Below are 23939 nucleotides of genomic sequence, written 5' to 3' on the forward strand. Positions count from 1 at the left end.
CTTATGCGTTTACCTGATCAGCTTCCGTTGAGCCTTAACATTGAGCGTGCGCTGTTGGGTGTGGGCTTGCCCGGCTCGATCCCCCTGCATCCGCCGACCGCCAAGCGTGTGCTTGCGGATCCCGCTTCCGCCACCTCGTTTGTCCGCGCGTGGCAAGCCTACGAACCCCAAGCCGAAGTGGAATGGGCTACCCGCCGTTGGGCGCACCTGGGGCAGCAGCGGGTACCGGTTCGCGTGCATATTGGCAGTTGGGAGCGGGTGGCGGAGCTCACCGGGCAGGCTGCCACGTTGTCGCTGGCGGGGAGCGCTTTGCGGCACTCGTGGAGCTTTTCCCGTTTTCGCCGGGCTTGCCTGGTTTTCGGGGGGCCGCCGCACGCACCCACACCGCCTGGCTGCCCATGGATGATGCGGACTTCAACCGCCTGCTTAGTGTCCTGACCTGGCTCTACACCCACCCCGCCTCCGGTCTGCGCCCGCGCGCTGTGCCCGTCGAAGGCGTGGACACCAAATGGATCGACCGCCACCAGGGACTCCTCTTGCGCCTGCTCAAGCCACTCGGTTACGCCAGCTTGGGGCTTTCGCTTACCGACGCCACCCTCCGCCTCCGCTTCCTCGACCCCGCCCTCGCCCCTACCCCCGATCTCCTGGACATTGCCGTGCCGGTTAATGCTTTGCGGCTTCCTCAGGGTCTTACAGTTGTGATCGTGGAAAACAAGGAGACTTTCCTCGCACTGCCGCAGGCTCCTGATGGGTCCAACGCCGTCCTTGTTTTCGGGGCTGGCTACAACGGTACGCAGCTGGCGGAGCTTGACTGGATCCGCGCCGCCAACGTCCTGTACTGGGGTGATGCGGATGCGGACGGCTACGCCATCCTCAACGCGCTACGTAGCCACATGCCGGAGCCGGGGGCTGTGAGGAGTGTGGGGATGGATAGTGCGACCGTCGAAGAATTTCTGCACCTGTCGGTGACGGACCCGGGCGACCCCACCCGCCACCTGCCGCACCTCACCGAGGAAGAGGAGAACGCCCGCCGCCTCCTGGTCACCCGAGGTAACCGCCGGCTGGAGCAGGAGCGGGTATCGCTGGATTGGGCTCTGGCACAGGACGGCTTCGCTTCGATTTGGGGTTAGTGCCCCGAACTCCCGGGAGTTGAGGGCAGTCCTGGGCTTTTAGAGGGGGTTGCGCACGAATCTGGGGAATCGTGCACGCGGGGGAAGCACGGGGCGGGTCAGGAAGACGGCACCCGGAGGACCAGCACCAGGTTCGACACCGCGAACTCGCGCAGGATGGGAACGCGGGTGACCCACCACGCCCAGCGCGGGTGGTAGCGGGGGAAGGCGGCGACGAGTTGGGCGCGGCCGGAGGTCTCAAGGCTGCGGGCCCAGGCGAGACCATCGCGGGCGGAGACGGCGAAGAGGGAAGTACCCCACACGTTCTTAGGCGGATGGCCGTGTTTCTTTTCGTAGTGGCGGCGGGCGAAGTCCCCTCCCAGGTAGTGCTGCCAGAAGCCGGTTTCGTGGCCGCCGAAAGGGCCGAGCCAGACTGTGTAGCTGAGAATGGTCAGGCCACCAGGTTTAGTGACACGGAGCATTTCTTCCCCCATGGCCTGCCAGTTGGGGATGTGTTCGGCAACATTGGAGGAGTACACCACGTCGAAAGAAGAGTCCCGGAAGGGGAGTGCGGTGCCGTCGCCACGCACGGCGCCGTAGCCGGTCAGGCCAGCGGCGGACATTTCGGACACACTGGGTTCCAGACCGATGTACCGTGTGTCCGCAAACGCGTCGGCGAAGTAGCCCGGGCCGCCACCAACGTCCAAGACGGAACGGCCGGGGAGGGGGTGGGGGGTGTTGGTGTCGTGCCAAAGGGCGTCGATAAGCAAGCGCGTGTCCTGCGCGAGGCTGCGGTAGAACTTTTCGGGGGCGGTTTGCTCGTGGCGGAAAGAGGCGAGCAAACGCAGGGAACGCCGCAGGGTGGCAAAACGGCGGGTCCGTGGCAGGGGCATTGGGGGAAGTATAGCGGTGTTACCATCGACAGGCTTTGACTAAACCGGATTGGGAGCACGATGAAAATTCTCCTCCTCTGTTGGCGCGACACCACCCACCCGCAGGGCGGCGGCAGTGAGCGCTACCTGGAGCGAGTGGGCGCGCACCTGGCCGCGCGGGGGCATGAGGTGATTTATCGCAGCGCAGCGCACACCGACGTCCCGCGTCGTGCCGTGCGTGATGGCATCCGTTTTGAGCGCGCCGGTGGCAAATACACCGTCTACCTGCGCGCACTGTTTGCTGTGTGGCGGCATCGGCCCGATGTGGTGGTTGATACACAAAACGGGATTCCGTTCTTCGCGCGGCTGGTCACGCGCGCGCCGGTGGTGCTGCTCACACACCATTGCCATAAGGAGCAATGGCCGGTGGCGGGGCCGATCATTGGGCGGTTCGGCTGGTTCCTGGAATCGCGTGTGGCGCCGCGCGTGTACCGGGGTGCGCCGTATGTGACGGTGTCGCAGGCATCAAAGGCTGATCTGGTGGCGCTCGGTGTGCGGGCCCGTGACATCAGCATCATTGAAAACGGGGTCGATCCGGTGCCCATGCGCTTGCCAATGTTGCTGCCGAGTGGCCGGACCCACATAGCCACACTCTCGCGCCTCGTCCCGCACAAACGCATTGAGCAGGCCATCGACGCGGTACGGGACCTGCCGGGGGTGGTGCTGGACATCATCGGTTCCGGCTGGTGGGAGGACCAGCTGCGTGCGTACGCTGCTGATCTGGGGGACCGGGTGGTGTTCCATGGCCACGTTGGCGATGACCTGAAACACGCGCTTCTGGCTCGCGCCTGCCTGCACCTCATGCCGTCTGCCAAGGAGGGCTGGGGGATTGCGGTGGTGGAAGCCGCCCAACATGGTGTGCCGACTGTGGGGTATCGGTCAGCCGGTGGTCTGCGCGAGTCCATCATTGATGGAGAGACGGGTGTACTGGTTGATTCAGACGCCCAGTTCAAGCAGGTGGTGCGGGAGCTTATTAGTGAGCCGGAGGCTTTGGAGGATCTAGGCGATCGTGCTCGCGCCTGGTCAGCCCGCTTTTCGTGGCGGGAAACTGGCCGGAAGTTCGCGGAGCTGATCGAGGGCCTCGTTGCTGGCTGAAAGCCAGCAACGGCAGCAACGTCAGCAACGCTAGGAGCGGCAGCGCGAACCACAGGCTGAGCAGTGCCAACCCGCTGCGGGGGAGCTCGCGAGCTGGGAGGCCTGTGTCCTCGACGGTGTACCCGCCGCGCTCATCAGGCCGTGCAACCAAGCCAACCTGGGGGTCGGAGAAGTACCACTGGGCTTCTTCCGGGGCTTCAGGGGACAGCGTGCCGTTATTGAACAGCACATCTGCCACCTGCCAGCGTGCCGACGGGTTGTCCACCTGGATGCCATCCACGGTGAGCGCGCCGGATTCCACCACGTTCATGGCCTTGGTCGCTGGATCGACCACGGGCACGCCGTCGGTGCGGGTGAGCAGGGTGGGCCGGTTGGGGAAGAAAACATCACGACCTTCGTGCGCTATCGCGGGCACGGTGACCTCCACAGGTGCGAGCATCGCCAGGGCTCGGGGTGCGTCAGGGACTTGGAGGAGCGCCAAGCCAAGTGCAGCGCCAGCGAGGTCGCTGCGGGACAAGCGAGCCGCCGCGAGAACATACGCCGGCACCGCTAAGGCCAGGAATTTCTGTGCATCCCTGACGAGCCCCCCGCCCGGTACATGGCTGACAATCCAGGCCTGAACGTCTGGCAGAAGCCAGGACACCAACGGCACCGCGAAGCCGAGGCCAGCCAGGATGAGAACGGGGCGGGGTACTCGGCGCAGTGCGGTGGCCAGCACCAGAAACAACATGATCCCAGCAAGAGCGAATCCGGTCGAGCGGGATGCCGGCACCGCCTCGGCGTTCCAGATCCCGCCCAAGCCGAGGAATGCGCCGAGTGTGCCGGCGTATTCCTCTGCGCGCGGGGCGAAAGCAGCAGCAGAAGCCGCAGATGCAGAGCCGCTAACAACCTGCAAGACCGTCGCCCCCACCCACGGCAGGCAGGCTAGCGCGGAGGCACACACGGCGAGCTTCGACCGCCCCACAAGCAGCACCGTGGCCAGCGCGAACAGGCCACCAGTGGGGGTGAGTGAGCAGCCCCAGATAGCCAGAATCCGCCCGGGGCCACGGCAGAAAGCCACCGCGGGCAGCAGCCATGCAACCATGGCTAGGGACCACTGGCCCTGCAGGAGGCGTTCCACCACGAAGGGGTTCCACACGGCCACCGTCATGGCGGCGGCGCGGGTCCAGGGGGATGAGCCAAAGCGCGAACCCACCCACGCCGCCATCCCAGCAGCAGTGGTGACTGCAATGGCAACGAAGAATGTCGCCGGTACCGCCATGCCGATCACCGCCAACACGGCATCCTGCGGCACATTCCGGGCGGCTAAGTCCCCGAAGCCCAGGGACGCATGGGTGAGGTAGGGATGGGGCAGAACCATCATGTCGCGGGCAGCCAACGCCGCGCCGGGGCGTGCGAAGACGAACCAGAACGGCCAGGTGAGCGCTCCAACGAGGAAGGTCCCCCACGCGATGAGCAGCACGCGACTAAGACCGCCGGACAAGAATGATCAATCCCTTGATGGCGGCCAGGACAGCAAGAACACGTCCTGCGAGGGCGAGGAATTGCAGCCACCACAGAATGCGGACGCGGGAAGTGGCTTCGTCGACAAGCTTGTCCTGGGTGCTCGCAGCAAGAGTGACCTCCCCGTCCGCGGTTGTGCGGGTGGCAGCCACAACACGACCGGTGCGGCGCTCCACGTCAAAAGTGCGGGTCACTGGGTCAGGAGAGTCAGCAGAATCAGTCGCGCCGAATTCGCCCGAGAACCTCAGCGCACGCAGCCCGTCGACTTCAACGCGTCCGACGTAATCAAGGGGCGCGGTGGTGCCGGTGGGGACATCGTAAAACGCAAAACTACGATGCTCTGGCTCCCACGGGAAGAAAAACACCAGGCCGTGAGGGGTTTCCATGGAGTAGCGGGAGATCTCCATCTGCTCATCGCCCACCGTCACCATGGCATCCTTCTTCGGGCCGGTGACGTTGAAGACCTCGCGGGTGCCATCGCTCCATTCCACAACATGTTCGCCGTTGGCCAGCGGTTTCATGGAGCCGATCACCGGGGGTGCGACAAAGTTTCCAAGTGCGATGCTGAGCACAAATACCGCTAGGCACCACCACAGTCGCTTCATGGGTCTCCTTTACACTGGGAGTATCTCGAACCCTAGCACGCGCCTACCGGAGCTCGAGGGCCTGCGGGCGGTCGCGGCCCTCGGGATCGTTCTCACGCATGTTTCTTTTCAAACGGCGCTCGGTTCCGCGATTCTGGAACGCTTCGATTTCTTCGTCGCCGTCTTCTTCGCGCTGTCTGCATTTTTGCTCGCGCGTGGCACGCATGGGCCGGGCTATTATCGGCGCCGCCTGGCCCGCATCGCACCTGGTTATCTGGTCTGTGTGAGCGTGGTCATGGTGGCGCTGCCCGCGTTGAGCGGGATCACGCGCACCCAAGTTCTGGCCAACCTTTTCCTCGTGCAGGTCTACGTCCCGGACGGTCTCGTCGCGGGGCTTACCCACATGTGGTCGCTGTGTATCGAGGTCGCGTTTTACCTCATTCTCCCCGCGTATCTCGCCCTGCGCACGCGCGGCCGCATCGTTGCACTCATCGTCGCGGTTGTGTGCAGTGTGCTGTGGCCCTGGCTTATCGACGTCTCCTTTCCCCTCAACCTCCAAACCACCCCACCCTCTTATATCCCCTGGTTCGCCGTGGGTTTGGTGTGCGCGGAGGTGGAACGTTACCGCCTTGTCCGGCCGGTGAGGAACCTGCGGTGGCGGTGGATCGGGCCGATGCTTGGTTTGGCCGTGGCGTGGCTGGCTAGCCGCGAGTGGGTGGGGCCGCGTGGGTTGGTGCATCCGAGCCCGGCGGAGTTCAACGCGCGCATTCTTCTGGGTGCGCTGTTCGCCGCCTGCTTCCTAGTGCCGTTTGCACTCTGGCCAGCGAGGAAAGGGGAACGCAGTGTCCTTTCCAGCGCGGTGTCAATCGCGCTGGGAAGGTGGTCCTATGGGATCTTCCTGTGGCACGTGGCGGTGTTAGATATTGCTTTCCCGGTGCTGGGTGTCCGAATGTTCAGTGGGGGGCCAGTGGACTTTGTTCTTGTGCTCATTTTCACCGTGGCCGTGTCTGTGGCGGTGGCCTACGTCAGTTACGAGCTGGTGGAAAAGCCCGCTTCCCGCCTGATCCGGCAAGGCTGGCCAACACCGCGCACCCAGCCAGCGCAATCGCCAGGGAATCCCCCGCATAATTCACCGCCGGCCACGGTGCCCGGGCAAGCCACAGCCCCATAACCATCGTAGCGCCCCCACCGAGGAGCCACGTGGGGATGAGGGTGAAGCGCCTCATCGCCATCACCCCGGCCCAGATAACCACGCCGAGGGCGCCCGCGCAGATGCCAACGGCGGCGAGTGTGGCGGCGGTGGTGAGGTAGGGGAGTTCGGTAGGGGTGTGTGCGGGTGCTGTTTCCGGGCGGCGCCAAGAAGCAAAAGCGCACAAGATCAACGTCAGTGCGCTGAGTGCGCCACCGCCAAGCAAGCTGGCGCGGTAAAAACCTGAACCCGCGAAGCTCAAGGTGAATTCGCCGGCCACACCCGCCGGGACGATGAAGCCCTGCATGCCGGAATCGACCTTCACGGGTTCCAGCTGCGTGTCGCCGATGGTTCCGCGCAGGCCCTCGTTGAACGCGCGGGTGGTCAGGATGATCTGCTCCTCATCGCTGGCGTTGACAGTGTCGGTGAAGGGGGTCCACTTGTCGGTGGGGACGGGTGTGCGGGTCAGCGTGACCGTCTCTGCATCACTGACCAATTCGTGGCGGCCAGCGGGGAGGGTGAGGGGGCCGGGGTGGTGAGGGGTGCCGTCGATAAGCGAATGCGCACTGAGCTCCCACTGGGAGTCGGCGGCAGTGGTGAATACGCGTTGGAGAACATCCGTTTCGGGCATGAGGCGCTGGAAGAGGTACGTGTCGCCGGTGCCGGGGACCTCGATGATGCGGTGGACGGGCGCGTCGAGGCTTAAGCCCACGGGTTCGTGTGGGAATAAGGTGAGAGGGCTGGGACCGGTGACGGTGACTGGCTTCTTGGCTTTGAGGGCGTGTTCTTCTTCACCGTCGGAGCTGGTCACGGTGAGTTTTGTAGCTTTAGTGGAAGTGACCGTGATGCTTATCGGGCCTGGTTCCGGTGTGGCGACCTCGATCCATGGGTCCGTATCACCCGGCGCGGGGCGCCAGAACGTGTCCTCCAAGTCGTCTACGGCGGCGGTGAGAGATTGCGATGGGATGGCGCCGCCGAAGCTGCCCGCGTCCGCCGCGGAGCTGGACGCACGGACCGTGCCGCCCGTTTCACGCACACCCACCCTTTGGCCGGCAGAAGGGTAATCCACCTGCTTGTTTCGCACACTGCCGCCTTCTAGCGGGCTGGCGGGATCGGGTGGCAAGTGTGCCGAGACCGGGCCGAGCAGCGTGCCGTAATTGCGCTTCACTAGCGCGGGGGTGTCGGTGATGATGTCCGCTTGATCCTTGTTGGTGAGCGTGCGTGGCTGGTAGCCGAACTCCTTGTCCAGCAGGGGCAGGACCTCCCCGCCGCCGTTGACAGTGGTGAGGGTGCTCGCCGGTGCGATCATCATCCCGCGGTTGGGGTCGAGGACGTGGATGTCAATGTCGCCGAAAGTCACCGTTGGCGTGCCGAAGGCCTTAGTGGATTCCGCGCCCCTGTCCGGATACTGCTCCGGGTCGAGGTCATTGCGCACCACCACGGCACCTACCCCGATAGCACGCAAAGCCTCGGGCGAGAGTGCTGTGGCCTGCCCGTCAAGGCCACGGATCGCCTCCGGATCAACCAAAGGCACCGCGTCGCGTACTGCGAAGGGGACGTGCGTGAGCGCCTGGATTGGTTCATCGCGCGTCCACCCCCAGGTCTGCCGCGCGAAGGACGCCTCCGGTACAACGAGCGTCCGTGTGCCCGCCATGTTGTTGTTCAGGTACTCTGCCGCCGCGAGCCAATCCGGGGAGATTTCCTTCCAGGTCCCGGTGGGTGCCAAGCGAAAGGACCACGCTGGGGCCACAGCGATGACCGCTGCGAGTCCAACGGCGACCGCTGCCGGCAGTTTCACGCGCGCGAGCACCGCTGCCACGCCCATGACCAGCGGCAACCGGACCAGCGGGTCGAGCTTGTGCAGGTTCCGGAAGGGCGCGCCGGGTCCGTCGAGAAAGCTCAGCCAAGCCTGGCTGAACGGGCCGTGCGCTGCGCCCATGAGCGCCACGCCGAGGCACAGCAGCACCACGAAGTAGCCGCGCCAGGGGGAGCGCCATGTGGCTAGCCCTGCGATAGCTACTGCTGTAATTGCGGCACTCGCGAGGACGAAGACAGGTTCCGCGACGAGGAGGGAGCCGGCGGTGCGCTCCGTATCCACGAAGGGGGCCCACGAGGTTGTGCCCCGAAGGATCTCCGCCAGGTTGAGCCACCGAGTGGTTACGTAGGAAGACTCAATGAAATCTGTAAACGGCGCCGAATACTTCCCCAGCACCAACAGGGGGCCGATCCACCAGGCGCTCACGAGCGCAGTTCCGGCCAGCCAACCGGCCAGATGCTTCCACGCCCCACGCCACAACAGGAGAATGAAAGCCGGCAGGCACGCCATCATCGTCGCGGTGGCATTCACCGCGCCCATGAAAGCGATGGGTACCACTGCCGCGGCAACATCGCACCAGTTCAACCGCGTTGCCCCGATGAGCGGCAGCACCGTCCACGGCACCAGAGCGACAGGCCACGCCTCCGAAGAAATCGCGGTCAGTGTGGTGAGCATCCGCGGGCTCAACGCGAAGAGCACCCCCGCCGCCCAGGCTGGCCACAGACCAAATCCGACCTTGCGTGCCACCAGGTACGCCCCGGAAAAACCCACCCCCATGACCACGATCCACCACATCCGCTGCGCCACCCAATCCGGCAGCGGATCCGTAAGCAAGAAGAACAATCCGTGGGGGAACAGATACCCGTAGGCCTGGTTCTGAATTTGGCCCAGTGTGAATGTGTCCGTGTACGCATGCCCGGCAGCGGCCAAGAATCCAGCCGGGTTCACCAGCACATCAAACTTGGTATCCGCTGCTGTGCGGCCGGGGGCTTGCAAAAAGGACAGAAGGCCCAGTACAAGCCATGTGAAAAGGTGCGCGCTACTGGCGCGAGCCGTACTCCGGTCCACCAAGAACCGCCTGGTCAGCGGGCACAGCATTGCCGGTGGGTACACGGTTCTGCCCGGAGAAACCCGCGATTCCCACGACCGCCACGATGCCGAGCACCACGCCCGTTACGGCGCTGGCAAGAACCGGGCCGAGGGTGCGGCGCGGCCACGATGCGGTGCGGTTTGTCATGCTCACAGACCATACCAGCCCTTTGGGGCGGAGCGTGTCCACGCGGGACGATAGGATAGGCCCGACACGACTTCTTATAGCTCTAAGGAATCCACTTTCATGCGCGCATCCATCACAGGCTTTCTGGCGTTGTGTGCTGCGCTCATGCTCAGCGCGTGTACACCGACGGATCCAGAATCTACGCCGGAGACATCCCTTGCCACTGTGACCAACACCGTCACGGAAACTCCCGCGAACCCTGCGCAGCAACGCGTGCCGGAGGATCTTCGCATGCGCGTAGCATCGCTCATGGTCGTGGGGGTTACTTCTTATGATGACGCTCGTGCCGCCCTCGACCAAGGCGTCGGCGGCCTGATTATCCCAAGCTGGGCGGACCCGGCCCTGCTTACCGAGGAAGGCCGTAACATCAACGCACTGCGGGAGGAATTCAAGCGCCCCTTTATCGTCGCCATTGATTTCGAAGGTGGCCGCGTTCAACGCCATTCGCAGATCCTCGGATCCTTCCCCAGTCCGCGTGACCTGGCCAAACAGTCTGATGACGTCATTCAGGGCACCGGCTACGACATCGGCACTCGTCTGCGTGAACACGGCATCAACGTGGATTACGCACCGCTGCTGGACCTCGATGTCACGGACCTGGACATCGTGGGCGACCGCGCATTCGGCCCCTCACCCGATCGTGTCGCAGAGGTGGCCACGCTTTTTGCGCAGGGGCTTATCGACGCACGGGTGGCGCCCACCTTCAAACACTTCCCCGGCCATGGTCGCGCCAGCGGGGATACCCACCACACCCTTGCGGTGACCCCGCACGTGGATGAACTGTATGGCTTTGACCTTGCCCCCTACGCTGCCGTGCTGCCGAAATTCCCCAACGCGTCTGTCATGGTCGGCCACATGGCGGTGCCCGGAGTAGGGGAGGATGACATTCCTGCCTCCCTCAACCCCGCCATTTATGAGCTCCTGCGTTCCGGTGACTACCCCGGCGGCTCACCTTTCCATGGTGTCGCAGTGACCGATGATCTCTCCGGTATGCGCGCCATCACTGACCACATGTCCACCCCCGAAGCCGTCCGTCGCGCCATTGCCGCCGGCGCTGATCAAGCACTGTGGTCATCCGGTACAGACCTGCCCGCGGCCATTGACGGAGTGGTCGCCGCCGTTAACAACGGGGACATCCCCGAAGAACGGATCACCACCGCCGCCACCCGCGTCCAACAACAATTCATTGACACAGAATTTTGATCTTGAACTACCCTGTATCAGGTGAGCTCCAAACCTACATCCACGAATCAGCCCGGCGCGTCCCGTGGCAGCAAGATCGCCGCGGGGTTCTTCGCCGGATTCTTCGTGCTTCTGCTTGGCCTGTATCTTGCTGATATTGGGCTCAACCGTGGCACTGTGCCACGCGGCACCACAGTTGGTGGTGTGGAGATTGGGACGATGAAGCCCGCCGCGGCGGTGAGTTTGTTGGAGGGGGAGCTCGGCGACGTGGAAAAGCGTCCCGTGCTCGCGCGTGCCGGCGACGTAGAGGCGACCTTCATCCCTGAAAACGCTGGTCTCGGCGCTGACTGGCAGGCAACCGTCGACGCAGCTGGTGTGGAATCCCTCAACCCACTCTCGCGTCTGCTTGGCTTCTTCCGCACCAAAGAAGTGGACATCACCTCGACGATCGACGCGAACAAGCTTCAACCCGAAATCGACCGCCTAGCTGCGGATCTAGCGCGCGACCCCAAGGATGGGACCGTGGCGCTAGAAGGGGGTAAGGCCAAGGTTGAGGAGCCCGAGGACGGCCAACACGTCATGCGCGACGACCTCGAACGCACAATGACCTTCAACTGGATCAACCCGGATGGCATCAGTGTTGAACCGAAGACCACACCCCCGGCGATTGACGCCGACGTGATCAAACAAACCGTCGACGGGCCTGCCGCCGCCGCACTCAAAGGGCCACTGACCCTGCGTGGCGGCCAAGGTGAGCAAAAGGTCAAGGCTGTCATTGAACCCGAACGCATGGGCGAGATTGCCACCTTCCGTAATGAGCCAGAAAACAAAAAGATCGTCCCCGAAGTCAACCCGGAGAAGGCTGAAGAAATCTTCGGTGAACAGCTCAAAGACACTGTCACGAAAGTCCAAAACGCCACTATCTCTGCCTCCGGCGCCGTGACCCCCTCTCAAGATGGCAACGAGATTGCCTGGGATATCGTCTTGCGTGACCTTGATCGACGTGTGTTTGGCAGCGATCCCCGCGAATGGGACGCCGAATACCGTGACGTCCCCGCCACCTTCACCACCGAACAAGCGAACAATGCCACCTTCAACGAAGAAGTTGGGTCCTTCACCACCGACGGGTACTCCGACGCCTCAGGCACCAACATCAAACTCGTGGCGGAGACTGTCAACGGTGCTGTAGTCAGCCCCGGCCAAACCTTCTCCCTCAACGGCTACACCGGCCCGCGCGGGGCGGCGCAGGGCTACGTGGAATCCGGCATCATCATCAACGGTCACGCTGGCAAGGCTGTCGGCGGTGGCATCTCCCAGTTCGCCACCACCCTCTACAACGCCTCCTACTTCGCCGGCATGACCGATGTCGCCCACACCCCGCATTCCTACTACATCTCCCGCTACCCAGCCGGGCGCGAAGCCACCGTGTACGAAGGTGCCATTGACCTGGTGTTCAAAAACGACACCCCAAACCCAGTAAAGATTGTCACCGATTTCGGTGGCGGCAAGATCACCGTCCGCATGATGGGTGTGAAAGACCGCAACGTGGAATCCGTCAACGGCGGCCGCTGGGCAGAAACCTCCCCATCCCCACAGACCGTGTCCGGTGACGGTTGCGTCCCCTCCAATGGTTCCCCTGGATTCACCACCTCTGACACCCGCATCGTCCGTGACCTTGCAGGCAATGAAATCTCCCGCGAAACCCAAACCACGGTGTACGACCCACAACCAATCGTCCGCTGCGACTAAAAAGGCGGGGTGGTTTCACCCAGCTGCCGCTCCAAACCCCAGCGGGTAAGCCGCGCGATCTCCATATCCCGCGGCATGAGCGGGTGCAGTGGTGCGCCCGGAATCTCAAGATTCACCACATCCGCGCCATCAACTGCTTCCAGCATCGACGTACTCGCCGGCGTCACAATATGGTCCCGCCGCGAATACAAGGACGTATACACCACCCCCGGGTGCGTATCCGGAACCACGCGGGCCAACAACCATTCCGATCCCACCAAATGCTGCTGGGCACTCTCGCCTAAGAAACGGTTCACCACAGCTTTTTGTTTGTTCATCACCTGGGATATCAGTTCCGCCCGCCCATCCACATCTGTGCCATGAAACGGCGAACCCATCGTGACCACCCGGCGCACCTTCTCATACCCACCAGCCGCGATGAACAACTTGGTCACCGTGCCACCCTGCGAATGCGCCACGATGTCCACCTGGTGTGCACCAGTTGCCGCGAGCACCTTGTCCACATTGGCAGCCAATTCCCCCACGAGATCATCTAGATTCCCCGTGCCATACAGCCCCGGCACCCGCATTTGGCCATAATCAAACCCCCACACCCAATAACCATGGGTGGCAAGATACCGGGCCTGACGCGTAAAAGCACTGGTCCTACCCTGGAAACCATGCACAAACAACACCGGCGTGGGATGCTGCGGGGTGAAAGCAGGATTGTTAAACACAGGTTTGGGCAAGCGCACACAGCCACGCTAGCAGTTCGGGCGTGCCGGGAGAGTTCAAGAAATCTAACCAAAGTCACGCAATAACGCGATGAAACCCCGGGCCCAGTAATCTGACGAGCGTCAGATTCCTCAGCCAACGCCCCTTTTTGAACCCCCACTTGGAGCCGGCGACGAGAATCGAACTCGCACTCTCAGCTTGGGAAGCTGATGTTCTACCACTAAACTACGCCGGCGCAGCCACAACGAATGCAGCGGGAACATCGTAACACCGCCACCCCTCGAGCCCCCAAATGCGCGGGGTTAAGATTGTTTTGTGCTTCTTTCAGATCGTGACATTTCCTCCGCCATCGAGTCCGACCGCTTTCAGATCGACCCGTTCGACCCTGATCTGATCCAGCCATCGAGTATCGACGTGCGGATTGACAACCTCTTCCGCGTGTTCAACAACTCGAAATACACGCACATCGACCCCAAGGAAGAAATGCCGGACCTGACCACCGAGGTCCAGGTCCCCGAAGGTGAACCCTTCGTGCTGCACCCCGGCGAATTTGTTCTCGCCGCAACGCTGGAGCACTTCACGCTTCCCGCCGACCTCGCTGGTCGCCTCGAAGGCAAGTCCAGCCTCGGCCGTCTTGGCCTGCTGACTCACTCCACAGCCGGGTTCATCGACCCGGGCTTCTCCGGCCACATCACCCTGGAGCTTTCCAACGTGGCAAACCTTCCCATCACTCTCTGGCCCGGCATGAAGGTTGGCCAGCTGGCGCTGTTCAAGATGAGTTCCCCGGCCCAAACCCCGTACGGCTCCAGCACACTCGGCTCCAAGTACCAAGGCCAGCGTGGCCCGACCCCATCGAAGGCCTACCTGAACTTCCGCTAGACACCTTCCGCTAAAAGCACTCGCGCTGCGCAACTTCACAGTAGGGGTCATAATGGCCGGTATGCGCATGACTGTGATTGGCACTGGTTACCTTGGCGCGACGCACGCCGCTTGCATGGCAGAACTTGGCCACGAGGTGCTGGGAATTGACGTTGACCAGGCAAAAGTCGATGCTTTAAAGGCTGGCAAGGTCCCGTTTTTTGAGCCCGGTTTGCCGGAGGTGCTGGAGCGCAATATTGCGAATGGTCGGCTGCGCTTCACCACGGATTACAAAGAGGCCGCCGAGTTCGCGAATGTCCACTTCATTGGCGTGGGCACCCCGCAGCAGCGTGGCAGTTACGCGGCGGACACTTCCTATGTTGAAGCAGCGGTGGATAGCCTTGTGCCGCATTTGCAGGGGGATCACGTGGTTTTCGGCAAGTCGACGGTGCCGGTTGGCACAGCTCAAGCACTTCAAGAACGAGCCAATAAGCTTATTAGCGCCTCCGCCACCCTCGAGATCGCCTGGAACCCCGAGTTTCTTCGCGAGGGCTACGCGGTCAATGACACGATCACACCGGACCGTATCGTGCTTGGCGTCCGTAGCCCCGAAGAGGGCATAGAAACCCACGCCGAAGAGATTGCACGTGAGGTGTACGCTACTCCGCTGGCAGACGGTACGCCGTTTATTGTGACGGATCTGCAGACCGCTGAGCTGGTCAAAGTTTCCGCCAACGCCTTCCTGGCCACGAAGATTTCCTTCATCAATGCGGTCTCCGAGGTTTGTGAAATTGTTGGCGCCGATGTCACTCAGCTCGCAGACGCCATCGGCCACGACGAACGCATCGGCCGTAAATTTCTCGGCGCCGGCCTCGGTTTCGGCGGTGGCTGCTTGCCTAAGGATATTCGCGCGTTCATGGCCCGCGCGGGCGAGTTGGGAGCCGATCAGGCCTTGACTTTCCTCCGCGAGGTGGACGCGATTAATATGCGCCGCCGCCAGCGAGTTATTGATTTGTCGCGCGAGATCCTAGGATCGCTCATCGGCCGTCGCATCACAGTGCTCGGCGCTGCGTTTAAGCCGAATTCGGATGATGTGCGTGATTCGCCCGCACTCGCAGTCGCGGGTCAGCTCAATCTCGCGGGCGCCGCGGTGCGTGTCTACGATCCGGAGGCGATGGACAATGCACGCAAGGTCTTCCCCACGCTAGATTATGCAGACTCGCTCGATGACGCTCTGACGGACGCTGAACTGGTTATTCTCGCCACGGAATGGGACGAGTTCAAGAACTTAGATCCGGATCGTGCGGGTCAGCTCGTTGCAAGCCACATACTTATCGACGCCCGCAACGTCCTCCCCATCACCCCCTGGCGCGCCGCCGGCTGGGAGCTTCACGCCCTCGGTCGTTCTCTCTAACGCTTTTAACCGTCGCTTCTCGTTTCAGCAGCGTCGCTCCGGCGCTTTGAGAGAGTGGAAGGTATGTCGTCAGAGCATGCGGACAAATCTGTCCCTTTGGTCGTGCTCTCCTGGTCAGAGCCAATATTTGGTATGGACACGTAGTGTGTCCGCATGAAATAGAACTATTTTCCCAGAGTAAGAGGTGTAGTTGGAACGGTCTGGACAGATTTGTCCGCATTTCATTTTGCGCAATCTATCCAGCCCGAGGGGCTGAGCTTGCGTCAGGCCGATTGGGCTCGGCCGAGCAGAGCCGAGCAAGGCAGAGCCGAGCCGAGTGCGCCTAGTGCTGGTGGTAGTCCGAGAGGAAGTTGCCCAGGCGCTCAATGGCGTTCTCTAGCTGAGATGCCCAGGGGAGGGTGACCACGCGGAAGTGATCTGGCTTCGGGTAATTGAAGCCGGAACCACCAACCATGAGGATCTTCTCGCTTTTGAGAAGGTCGAGCATGAAGCGTTCGTCGTCGTGGATCTGGTACATATCCAGGTCGATCTTCGGGAAGGCGTACATGGCGCCCTTAGGTTCAACCACGGACACGCCCGGGATCTCCCGTAACTTCTTCACCGTGATGTCGCGTTGCTCTTTCAAACGGCCACCCTCGCCGGTAAGCGCGTAAATGGACTGACGTCCGCCAAGAGCCACCTGGATAGCGTGTTGGCCTGGGACGTTCGCGCACAGGCGGGTGCCGGCGAGCAAATCCAGGCCTTCGATGAATCCGGTCGCGCGACGTCGCGGTCCGGTAATGACCATCCAGCCAGAGCGGTAACCGCACACACGGTAAGCCTTGGACAGGCCGTTGAAGGTGCAGGTGACCAGGTCGGGGGCGATGGAGGCCATAGAGTGATGGACGGCGCCGTCGTAAAGCACGCGATCATAAATTTCGTCGGCAAGCACCATGAGCTCATGCTCGCGCGCGATATCGGCAATTCCTTCGAGGATTTCCTTCGAATAGACCGCGCCCGTCGGGTTGTTCGGGTTGATCACCACGATGGCTTTGGTGCGCGGGGTGACCTTTGAACGGATGTCCTCGAGAGACGGGTTCCAATTGTCCTCCTCATCGCACACGTAGTGCACTGGCTTGCCGCCGGCGAGTGAGGTGGCTGCGGTCCACAGTGGGTAGTCGGGGGAAGGAATGAGCACTTCATCGCCATTGTTAAGCAGCGCCTGGGTGGTCATGGAAATAAGCTCGGAGACACCGTTGCCGAGGTAGACATCGTCGATATCAAAATCCGGGAAGCCCTCCACCTCCTCGTAGCGTGTCACCACAGCGCGACGAGCCGGGATGATTCCTTTCGAAGTGGTGTAGCCCTGCGACGTTGGCAGCGCGGCGATCATGTCGCGCATGATCACATCGGGAGCGTCGAAACCGAAAATGGCCGGGTTACCTGTGTTCAGCTTCAAAATGGAGTGCCCATCGCGCTCCATCTCCTCCGCCGTCGCCGCAACCGGACCGCGGAGGTCATACGCTACGCCTTTCAGCTTGTCCGCCTGATCAAAGTGGCGATGCTTCTTAATACGGGGGGAAGATTTCGTCTCGGGTTGGTCGGTCATGGAGGCCATCCTACTCATCTGACATGCGAGTCATACGGTATCTGTCGAGCGTCTTTTGTGCGAGGTCCATTGCGGAACCTGTGATTTCGTCGCGTTTCGCGGCGCGCAAAGCTTTTCTACGCTCCTCTTCCATTCGTCGTTCAGCCTGAATCTCGCGAAGACGTTCCCTTTCAAGTTGTCGGGGGCTGGGCGTGTACCAGCTATCAGGCCCGACTTTCATGACGTAGAGGAGGATGAACAGGATGGGGATGAGCGTGAAAATCAGTGCGCCAATCCCAGGAAATCCGGCCTGGCCTGCCATAGCGGTAAGAGCGACCGTGCCAACAGATCCGAGGCTGAAGATGCCCAACCGTGTGCGTTGTCCGCTGGTCCGGGACTGTTCAATTTCCTCACGGGTATATAACTGCATGTTCTTCGATTGCACTGCCGGTTCCACGCTGGTGTTCTTCCCAGGAAGATCCCGGAACAGGGGGATGAGATCCCCGTGGGTGGTGGCCTCCGTTACGGCATCACAACGGCGGTCATATTCGGCCAGATCTAACCGGCCTTCGCCGTAAGCGAATGTGAGACGTGAGAACGCGTCTGCACGGTCGGTGTCCGATAAACGCAGCTGAAGTTTCGCTGCTGACGAGTTTTCTGGCTGATAAGTCACAATTCAAATAGTAGTGAGAAACCCCTGCTCTTTCCTAGTAGAGCAGTGTGTAATGGGTAAATAGTTGCTGCGTACACGAAACTATATGCATGACTCACGGGAGATTTGCGTTACCCTTGTCTACATGACTAATCCGAATGACCCACAAAACGGTTACAACAGCACTGGAGGTGCGGGCGACAACCCGTACGGCGGTAACTACGGCAACCAGCAATTCCCCCAGTACGGCTCCGAAGGGGAGTCCGGCCAGTCAGGCCACGCTGATCAGTCTGGTTACGGCCAAGACCAGACCCAAAACTACGGTCAGACCCAGGGGTACGACCAGACTCAGGGCTACGGCACCTACGAGTCGTACAACACGTACGCTTCGCAGGATGCCTACGGTGCCGGCTACGTGGACCCGAATGCTTCTTCTCAGTCTGGCCAACCGTTGGTGACCAATGCTGGTCCGCTGCCGGTCATGGACGCGCTGGCTTTTGGCTTCAAGCGTGTGTTCACGAGTCAGTGGCACGTGTACTTGGGCTTGGCACTGATCCCGATGTTGGTCGCCTTGGTCGGTTCCATTCTGATTGCTGGCCCATTGGTGGCAGCCGTCATGGAGGACCCGGAGAACTTTGTTCCGGGTGCAGGTACTTTCGTTTCGATCGCTCTGTTCGTGATCATCGCGACTCTTGCGACTATGGCTTTCCAGATTGTGTTGGCCAAGGTGGCGTTGCGAGACACTGCAGGTGAGGCACCTGCGTGGGACAAGGCATTCAAGGATGTTCCGTGGGGTCCTGGTTTCTTGGTGTACATCTTGGTGGGCTTGGCGTTCGGTGTCGTCGCTATCGTGGCAATGATCATTCCGATTCTGCTTGCCGCATTTGTGTCTGCACCGCTGGGTGTGTTCCTGGTACTGCTTGTGGGCATCGGCCTCATCTTCCTGTACCCGTTCACCGCGCTGATCCCGCTGTACGCGATTGACGGTCGTACGTCTGTCACGGGTGCTTTCTCCGCTGCGTACAACGACATCAAGCCGAACTACTGGCGCGTGTTTGGTGCGCTGGCTCTGGTTGGTTTGATCACGGGTGCTGCAAGCTCGATTACAAGTGGCCTGTCCTCCCTCATCATGACGCCGGTGAGCGTACTTGTGGCGGTGTTCGTGTACCGCTGGATCAGTACTCGTCACGAGCAGCCAGTCCAGCAGGATGGCTACATGAGCATGTACTAATCTTCGCAGCTGAACTGCGATTGGTTCAGTTCGAAGTACGTTCCTCGCCGGGCAAGGAGTTTCTCATGGGTTCCTTGCTCGGCGATTTTTCCGTTCTGCATGACGATGATGAGGTCGGCGTCCCGGATCGTCGATAGACGGTGAGCGATGACAAAGCTTGTGCGGTTGTTGCGCAAAGCGTTCATTGCCTTTTGTACGAGGACTTCGGTGCGGGTATCCACGGAGCTCGTGGCTTCGTCGAGGATGAGCAGCGCGGGTTGCGCCAGGAAGGCGCGTGCAATGGTGATCAACTGGCGTTCGCCAGTGGAAATGGATCCGGCGTCTTGGTCGACTTCGGTGTCGTAGCCTTCGGGGAGCGTGCGTACAAAACGGTCGACGTAGGTTGCCTTAGCTGCGGCGATGACTTCTTCATCGGTGGCATCAAGGCGTCCGTAGCGGATGTTGTCCATGATGGTGCCCTTGAACAGTACCGCGTCCTGGAGCACCATGCCCACCTGTGAGCGCAGGGTGGCGCGGGACATGTCGCGGATGTCGGTGCCGTCCAGGCGGATGGCGCCGGAATCAATGTCGTAGAACCGCATGATCAGGTTGACCAGGGTGGTTTTGCCTGCGCCGGTCGGCCCGACGATCGCAGCGGTCTGCCCCGGTTCCACGCGCAGGTTCAGGTTTTCAATGAGAGGCTCGTCAGAAGCGTATGCGAAGTCCACGTGGTCAAATTCGACGAGGCCCTGGGACACTGTGACGCTGTCATCTGATACGTCGGGTTCCTCTTCTTCCGCGTCGAGAAGTTCAAAGATGCGTTCCGCGGAGGCTACACCGGACTGCAGCATTTGCATCATGCCAGCGACCTCCCCGAGGGGTTGGTTGAGCTGGCGCGAGTACTGGATGAACGCGGTGGCTGCGCCAAGCGTCAAATTCCCTGATGCGACTTTGAGTCCACCGAGCACTGCCACAGCGACGTAGGACAGTGACTCAATAAACTGCATGATCGGGTGCATAGCGTTGGCCAGAAATTGGGCTTTGTGTGCTGCGCTGGCCAGCTCCTCGTTGTGCTCGTTGAACTCTGCACGAATGTGATCGGAGCGCCCGAAAATCGTGGTCACGTCATGGCCGCTGAAGGCTTCCTCCACATGGCCGTTGAGCTCGCCGGTGGCTTTCCACTGGGTGACAAATTCCTTTTGGGAGCGGGTACCCACGAGTCCGATCACGGCACCAGTGAGTGGGATAGCAAGAAGAGCAACGAGGGCAAGCTGCCAGGAGATGACTACCATCATCACAACGATGCCCACGATCGTGAGCAGGGCGTTGAAGAGCGACGCAAGGGATTGCTGGAGGGCTTGTTGCACGTTGTCTACGTCATTGGTGGTTCGGCTCATCACGTCTCCGCGTTGCCGTGAATCGAAGTAACTCAGCGGTAAGCGGTTGAGCTTCGTTTCAATTCTTTGGCGGAGAGCATATATGGCCCGCGTGGTCAGACGGTTCAGGATGGAACCTTGGCTCCACCTGAGGAATGAGGCGGCGATGTACAGCGCAAGCACGAAGGTGATGAGCTGGCCGAGTTTGTCAAAGTCTATGCCACGCCCGGGGATCAGTTCCATCGCGGACACCATGTCGGCGAAGCGGTCTTGGCCGGCAGCACGCAACCCCTCAACAGCTTGTTCAGGTGTTGTTCCTGCAGGAAATTGGCGGGAGACAACACCGGAGAAGATCACGTCCATGGCTTTGCCCAAAACGCGTGGTGCCCATACGGCCAGGAGGACCGAAATCGCATTCATGAGGAACACGAAGGTCAGCGCAATTTTATAGGGTGCTAGCAGACCTAGGAGTCGCTTCGCGGACGGCCAGAATTGCTTTGCTTGGCGGGGAGCTTTGCCCGAGTAGTCATCGCCGGCCATGGAGGCTTCGTATTCGGCCAATTGCTCGTCATTAACCTGCTCACTCATGCCGTCACCTCCTGCTGGCTTGCCGCGATCTCGCGGTACGTTTCACTCGTACGTAGCAGTTCATCGTGGGTTCCGCGCGCCACAATATCGCCAGCCTCCATCACGAGGATCTGGTCAGCATTGCTTATCGACGCCACCCTTTGCGCCACCACCAACACCGTCGCCCCCGCGGTGTAGGCATGCATCGCCTCTTGGAGTCGCGCTTCGGTGACGGCGTCGAGGGCCGAAAACGAGTCGTCAAAAAGCAGCACATCCGGCTTGGCCACGAGCATGCGCGCGATACACAAGCGCTGGCGCTGACCACCGGAAACATTAGTGCCACCCTGGGCGATGGGCATGTCCAGGTCTTCCACGAAGTGGGCCTGGGCGACGCGCAGTGCCTCCCAGAGCTCCTCATCGGTGGCCTCTGGATTGCCCACGCGCAAGTTGGTGGCCACAGTGCCGCGGTACAGCCAGGGCTTTTGCGGGACCATCCCGACCTTGCCGCCGACGCGGATGCGGCCAGACGTGGGGTAGTAGAGCTCCGGGAGCAGGCCCATGAGCGTGGATTTTCCGGAGCCGGTTGAGCCGATGATCGCCGTAAAGGTCCCTGGTTGTGTGGTGAATGAGATGTCCCGCAAAACCGGCTCCTCTGCGCCTGGATACTGGTAGGACACGTTGTGGAATTCCACGAACCCAGGTTCCGCATCGGTGTCCACTGCTTGGTCTGGACGATGGGTGTGTTCGTAGTACACAACTTCGCTGATGCGGCGAGCACAGACGAGTGCGCGGGGAAGCATCATGAGCATGAACATGCCCATCATCACAGCCATGAGAATCTGCATGAGGTACTGCATGAACGCGGTCAGCGAACCAACTTCCACGAGCCCCGCGTCCACCCGTTTCCCTCCGAACCACAACACTGCTGCGGTAGCGAGATTCAAGATGAGCATGCTGACAGGAAACATAGCTACAAATACGCGACCGATATTGCGGCTCAGCCTGGTCAGCTCGCCATTCGCCTTCTCAAACCGCGCTTCCTCAAAATCCTCACGCCCAAATGCACGAACAACCTGGATACCGGCAATCTGCTCACGCAACAACCCATTAATAGCGTCTAGTTTGGCCTGCATCTTTTTAAACATTGGCAGCAGCACCGTCAGAATAATCGCCACAACCACGCCAAGTGCAACCACGGCAACCACCACCAACCACGACATTCCAGCATCTTGGCGCAGCGCCATCACCACACCACCAACAGCCATAATCGGTGCGGCGACCATGAAATTAAGACACAGCAAGATGGTCATTTGAACCTGCTGCACGTCGTTCGTGGCACGAGTAGTCAACGTGGCTGCACCAAAATGGCTCATATCCTCGGATGTAAAACGGCTGACTTTGTCATAGATAGTGCGCCGTATATCCCTCCCCGTGCGCATCGCCGCTGCCGAGGAAAACCACACCGCGGCCACTGCCGCTGCAACCTGGACGAAAGATACAGCCAGCATGACTAATCCGACGCGCTGAATGTATGCGACATCCGCCTTGGCGACACCATTGTCGATGATGTCCGCGTTCAAATCCGGCAAGTACAGCAACGCCAATGCAGACACTAATTGCAGCACCACAACCGCAGCAACCAGTGGCGCGTGGGCCTTGCCGTACTTCCCGGTGAGCCGAATGAGCTCCACGAATTGTCTCCTTGTTTCGAAGTTTCGCAGTAATCCTAGCTGGTGGGAGGGACACGCGCGGGAGACGTCGATAAGCAGTGCATATAGACAAAGAGGGGCTCTTAGAAGAACCCCTCAATGCGTGCTTAGTTTAAGGCTGCCAGCGGGCATCCGGACCCGTGGTACGGTCGGCAAAACGCTTCTGCGCGGCCGCGTAATCCTCCTCAGGGAGCTGGTAGAAGTACACCCGCGGCATGACTGCTTCAGCGTGCTCGAGATACGTGGTGACAAAACCATTGATGTCCTCGCGCTCCGCAGCCTTCTTACTCACATAGATGAACAGCGGGCGGTCCAGCGGGTAGCTGCCCTTCTTCGTCTCATCCGCAGTGGGAGCCACGCCGTCCACGTTCACGTTGTCAATGAGCCTCAGGCTGTCCTCTTCTGTGGCAAGGTAGTTGCCAATACCCATGAATGACAGCGCATTCTTATCCTCCGCGACCCACGTGGACAGCTCCTGAATATCGTCCGTGGCACGGTAATCCTCGCGTATCTCATCGCCCTTCAACACCAGATCTTCGAAGACACTGAGCGTGCCCGAACCATCCGGACGACCATAGAGTTTGATCTCCTCATCAGGCCACGCCGGGTCAATGTCAGACCACTTTTTCACCGCGGAATCCTTAGCCCAAATGTCATGCAGCTGCTCGACGGACAGGTCCGTAGCAAAATCATTGTCGCGGTGCTTCACAATCGTGATGGCGTCGAGGCCAATGGGCAGCTCAAGGTACTCAACCTTGTTGTCAGCGCACTGTTGCTGAAATTCGCCCGGAATAGCTATCGACGAATCGTTGATGTCAGCCTCACCACTACAAAACTTCCCGAATCCATCCGTGGAGCCGACTGCCTCAAGGTTGACGTCGAAGTTGTAGCGCTTAGCGATGTAGGAGGTGATCGGCTCCACCGTTGCGGAACCAGTCACCTGGATCGCGTTCTCGCTCGGGGTGGTGTCCGAGGAGCAGCCAGCGGCAAAAACGGCGACCGCTGCCAGGGTGGCAGTGACGAGTGGTAAGCGATTCCTACTCATGGTGCTTGTCTCCCTGCATCTCAGCGCGGAACTCCCGTAGCAGGCGGAAGAGGTTCTTCCAAGAGCCATGCGAGTTGCTCCAGTACTTGGCAAAGTTTTCGTCCAATTCGGCCTGTTGCTCAGGCGTGACATGTGGATTGATCTTCTTGTGCCGATGATGATCATCCTCAGCGCGGCCGGATTCTGCGGCGGAGTCAGACTCCTGATCAGCAGTCAGGCTCTCCTTATTGCGGCCACGTGCACGCAGTTCCACGCGCAACTCATTCGCGGTCTCCTCTAGCTCGTCGAGAAGCGCAACCAAGGCTTCATCCGGCGCCTCATTTTTGATGAGGTCCTGGGCCATCGGGGACAAATCTGGGGTCTCGTTCGGGTTCGTCATTGAAGGCTCCTTT

The 23939-nt window shown here is 60.9% G+C and carries 19 protein-coding genes, 1 tRNA gene and 1 pseudogene; 9 read left to right on the top strand and 12 right to left on the bottom strand.

The genetic code is table 11. The annotated features are described in order from the left end of the window. Positions 1-3: 3 nt before the first annotated feature. Together HMPREF2129_RS11340 and HMPREF2129_RS02495 are read left to right on the top strand one after the other, a co-directional pair. Complete coding sequence (locus HMPREF2129_RS11340; RefSeq protein ID WP_084576465.1) at positions 4-438, top strand: DUF3322 domain-containing protein; 435 nt, start codon at positions 4-6, stop codon at positions 436-438. Next, positions 321-1130 carry a Wadjet anti-phage system protein JetD domain-containing protein gene (locus HMPREF2129_RS02495; RefSeq protein ID WP_408605814.1) on the top strand — a complete coding sequence of 270 codons (810 nt, stop codon included), beginning with the start codon at positions 321-323 and terminating at the stop codon, positions 1128-1130. The genes HMPREF2129_RS11340 and HMPREF2129_RS02495 overlap by 118 nt, the downstream gene beginning before the upstream one ends. A gap of 98 nt (positions 1131-1228) precedes the next feature. Here HMPREF2129_RS02495 and HMPREF2129_RS02500 read toward each other — a convergent pair whose 3' ends face one another. Beyond that, entirely contained in the window at positions 1229-2002 is a 774-nt protein-coding gene (locus tag HMPREF2129_RS02500) for a class I SAM-dependent methyltransferase (RefSeq protein WP_084576455.1), read from the bottom strand. Positions 2003-2062: 60 nt separating this feature from the next. Between HMPREF2129_RS02500 and HMPREF2129_RS02505 the strand changes: the two genes are divergently transcribed. Continuing rightward, the gene (locus tag HMPREF2129_RS02505; protein ID WP_034662722.1) at positions 2063-3136 is read left to right on the top strand and encodes a glycosyltransferase family 4 protein; all 1074 of its coding nucleotides are present in this window, start codon (positions 2063-2065) and stop codon (positions 3134-3136) included. Positions 3137-4602: 1466 nt separating this feature from the next. Here the strand turns inward: HMPREF2129_RS02505 and HMPREF2129_RS02515 are convergent. Next, positions 4603-5244 carry a porin PorA family protein gene (locus HMPREF2129_RS02515; RefSeq protein WP_034662724.1) on the bottom strand — a complete coding sequence of 214 codons (642 nt, stop codon included), beginning with the start codon at positions 5242-5244 and terminating at the stop codon, positions 4603-4605. Between HMPREF2129_RS02515 and HMPREF2129_RS10790 the strand changes: the two genes are divergently transcribed. Continuing rightward, positions 5243-6394 carry an acyltransferase family protein gene (locus tag HMPREF2129_RS10790; protein WP_232218074.1) on the top strand — a complete coding sequence of 384 codons (1152 nt, stop codon included), beginning with the start codon at positions 5243-5245 and terminating at the stop codon, positions 6392-6394. The genes HMPREF2129_RS02515 and HMPREF2129_RS10790 overlap by 2 nt on opposite strands. 1198 nt (positions 6395-7592) lie before the next feature. On the opposite strand, the pseudogene HMPREF2129_RS11215 reads toward HMPREF2129_RS10790, so the two are convergent. Then, positions 7593-9326, bottom strand: a pseudogene (locus HMPREF2129_RS11215) (alpha-(1->3)-arabinofuranosyltransferase domain-containing protein); the annotation flags it as partial. Further along, the gene (locus HMPREF2129_RS02525; protein ID WP_034662727.1) at positions 9268-9465 is read right to left on the bottom strand and encodes a DUF2613 domain-containing protein; all 198 of its coding nucleotides are present in this window, start codon (positions 9463-9465) and stop codon (positions 9268-9270) included. The gene HMPREF2129_RS02525 and the pseudogene HMPREF2129_RS11215, both read right to left, overlap by 59 nt. 99 nt (positions 9466-9564) lie before the next feature. Between HMPREF2129_RS02525 and HMPREF2129_RS02530 the strand changes: the two genes are divergently transcribed. Then, entirely contained in the window at positions 9565-10707 is a 1143-nt protein-coding gene (locus HMPREF2129_RS02530; protein ID WP_034662729.1) for a glycoside hydrolase family 3 N-terminal domain-containing protein, read from the top strand. Between the two features lie 21 nt (positions 10708-10728). Further along, positions 10729-12435: a VanW family protein gene (locus HMPREF2129_RS02535; protein WP_084576459.1), complete on the top strand. Its 1707-nt coding sequence runs from the start codon at positions 10729-10731 to the stop codon at positions 12433-12435. Here HMPREF2129_RS02535 and HMPREF2129_RS02540 read toward each other — a convergent pair. Both HMPREF2129_RS02540 and HMPREF2129_RS02545 read right to left on the bottom strand, forming a co-directional pair. Next, the gene (locus HMPREF2129_RS02540) at positions 12432-13169 is read right to left on the bottom strand and encodes an alpha/beta fold hydrolase (protein ID WP_232218075.1); all 738 of its coding nucleotides are present in this window, start codon (positions 13167-13169) and stop codon (positions 12432-12434) included. The two genes, HMPREF2129_RS02535 and HMPREF2129_RS02540, sit on opposite strands and share 4 nt — an antisense overlap. A gap of 141 nt (positions 13170-13310) precedes the next feature. Further along, positions 13311-13384, bottom strand: a tRNA-Gly gene (locus tag HMPREF2129_RS02545). Positions 13385-13464: 80 nt separating this feature from the next. Here HMPREF2129_RS02545 and dcd point away from each other — a divergent pair. Together dcd and HMPREF2129_RS02555 are read left to right on the top strand one after the other, a co-directional pair. Further along, positions 13465-14028: a dCTP deaminase gene (gene dcd / locus HMPREF2129_RS02550; RefSeq protein ID WP_034662732.1), complete on the top strand. Its 564-nt coding sequence runs from the start codon at positions 13465-13467 to the stop codon at positions 14026-14028. A gap of 61 nt (positions 14029-14089) precedes the next feature. Further along, entirely contained in the window at positions 14090-15421 is a 1332-nt protein-coding gene (locus HMPREF2129_RS02555) for a UDP-glucose dehydrogenase family protein (RefSeq protein WP_034662826.1), read from the top strand. A gap of 322 nt (positions 15422-15743) precedes the next feature. Here HMPREF2129_RS02555 and HMPREF2129_RS02560 read toward each other — a convergent pair whose 3' ends face one another. Together HMPREF2129_RS02560 and HMPREF2129_RS02565 are read right to left on the bottom strand one after the other, a co-directional pair. Continuing rightward, positions 15744-17009 (bottom strand): pyridoxal phosphate-dependent aminotransferase, encoded by a 1266-nt coding sequence (locus HMPREF2129_RS02560; protein ID WP_034662828.1) that lies wholly within the window; start codon positions 17007-17009, stop codon positions 15744-15746. A gap of 10 nt (positions 17010-17019) precedes the next feature. Further along, positions 17020-17661, bottom strand: a complete 642-nt coding sequence (locus tag HMPREF2129_RS02565) for a DUF1707 SHOCT-like domain-containing protein (RefSeq protein WP_052092566.1) — start codon at positions 17659-17661, stop codon at positions 17020-17022. Positions 17662-17785: 124 nt separating this feature from the next. Between HMPREF2129_RS02565 and HMPREF2129_RS02570 the strand changes: the two genes are divergently transcribed. Continuing rightward, positions 17786-18871: a hypothetical protein gene (locus tag HMPREF2129_RS02570; RefSeq protein WP_034662734.1), complete on the top strand. Its 1086-nt coding sequence runs from the start codon at positions 17786-17788 to the stop codon at positions 18869-18871. Here HMPREF2129_RS02570 and HMPREF2129_RS02575 read toward each other — a convergent pair. The 4 genes from HMPREF2129_RS02575 to HMPREF2129_RS11120 all read right to left on the bottom strand — a co-directional run bounded on the left by HMPREF2129_RS02575 (position 18868) and on the right by HMPREF2129_RS11120 (position 23926). Beyond that, positions 18868-20814 (bottom strand): ABC transporter ATP-binding protein, encoded by a 1947-nt coding sequence (locus tag HMPREF2129_RS02575; protein WP_034662737.1) that lies wholly within the window; start codon positions 20812-20814, stop codon positions 18868-18870. The genes HMPREF2129_RS02570 and HMPREF2129_RS02575 overlap by 4 nt on opposite strands. Beyond that, positions 20811-22484 (bottom strand): ABC transporter ATP-binding protein, encoded by a 1674-nt coding sequence (locus HMPREF2129_RS02580; protein WP_034662740.1) that lies wholly within the window; start codon positions 22482-22484, stop codon positions 20811-20813. Before HMPREF2129_RS02580 ends, HMPREF2129_RS02575 begins: the two co-directional genes overlap by 4 nt. 130 nt (positions 22485-22614) lie before the next feature. Then, a complete protein-coding gene (locus tag HMPREF2129_RS02585; protein ID WP_052092568.1) occupies positions 22615-23547 on the bottom strand; it encodes a substrate-binding domain-containing protein in 933 nt (310 codons plus the stop codon). After that, a complete protein-coding gene (locus HMPREF2129_RS11120; RefSeq protein ID WP_034662743.1) occupies positions 23540-23926 on the bottom strand; it encodes a hypothetical protein in 387 nt (128 codons plus the stop codon). Before HMPREF2129_RS11120 ends, HMPREF2129_RS02585 begins: the two co-directional genes overlap by 8 nt. Between the last annotated feature and the right edge of the window lie 13 nt (positions 23927-23939).

Origin of the sequence: Corynebacterium tuscaniense DNF00037, from assembly GCF_000759055.1 — a bacterium.
Lineage (GTDB): Bacteria > Actinomycetota > Actinomycetes > Mycobacteriales > Mycobacteriaceae > Corynebacterium > Corynebacterium tuscaniense.

Bases quoted from the DNA above. Each gene is read 5' to 3' on its own strand.
- HMPREF2129_RS02530 (WP_034662729.1), top strand. From the start codon at position 9,565: ATGCGCGCATCCATCACAGGCTTTCTGGCGTTGTGTGCTGCGCTCATG.
- HMPREF2129_RS02505 (WP_034662722.1), top strand. From the start codon at position 2,063: ATGAAAATTCTCCTCCTCTGTTGGCGCGACACCACCCACCCGCAGGGC.
- HMPREF2129_RS10790 (WP_232218074.1), top strand. From the start codon at position 5,243: ATGGGTCTCCTTTACACTGGGAGTATCTCGAACCCTAGCACGCGCCTA.
- HMPREF2129_RS02585 (WP_052092568.1), bottom strand. From the start codon at position 23,547: ATGAGTAGGAATCGCTTACCACTCGTCACTGCCACCCTGGCAGCGGTC.
- HMPREF2129_RS02515 (WP_034662724.1), bottom strand. From the start codon at position 5,244: ATGAAGCGACTGTGGTGGTGCCTAGCGGTATTTGTGCTCAGCATCGCA.
- HMPREF2129_RS11340 (WP_084576465.1), top strand. From the start codon at position 4: ATGCGTTTACCTGATCAGCTTCCGTTGAGCCTTAACATTGAGCGTGCG.
- HMPREF2129_RS02560 (WP_034662828.1), bottom strand. From the start codon at position 17,009: ATGACCGACCAACCCGAGACGAAATCTTCCCCCCGTATTAAGAAGCAT.
- HMPREF2129_RS02555 (WP_034662826.1), top strand. From the start codon at position 14,090: ATGCGCATGACTGTGATTGGCACTGGTTACCTTGGCGCGACGCACGCC.
- HMPREF2129_RS02570 (WP_034662734.1), top strand. From the start codon at position 17,786: ATGACTAATCCGAATGACCCACAAAACGGTTACAACAGCACTGGAGGT.
- HMPREF2129_RS11120 (WP_034662743.1), bottom strand. From the start codon at position 23,926: ATGACGAACCCGAACGAGACCCCAGATTTGTCCCCGATGGCCCAGGAC.
- HMPREF2129_RS02575 (WP_034662737.1), bottom strand. From the start codon at position 20,814: ATGAGTGAGCAGGTTAATGACGAGCAATTGGCCGAATACGAAGCCTCC.
- HMPREF2129_RS02525 (WP_034662727.1), bottom strand. From the start codon at position 9,465: ATGACAAACCGCACCGCATCGTGGCCGCGCCGCACCCTCGGCCCGGTT.
- HMPREF2129_RS02500 (WP_084576455.1), bottom strand. From the start codon at position 2,002: ATGCCCCTGCCACGGACCCGCCGTTTTGCCACCCTGCGGCGTTCCCTG.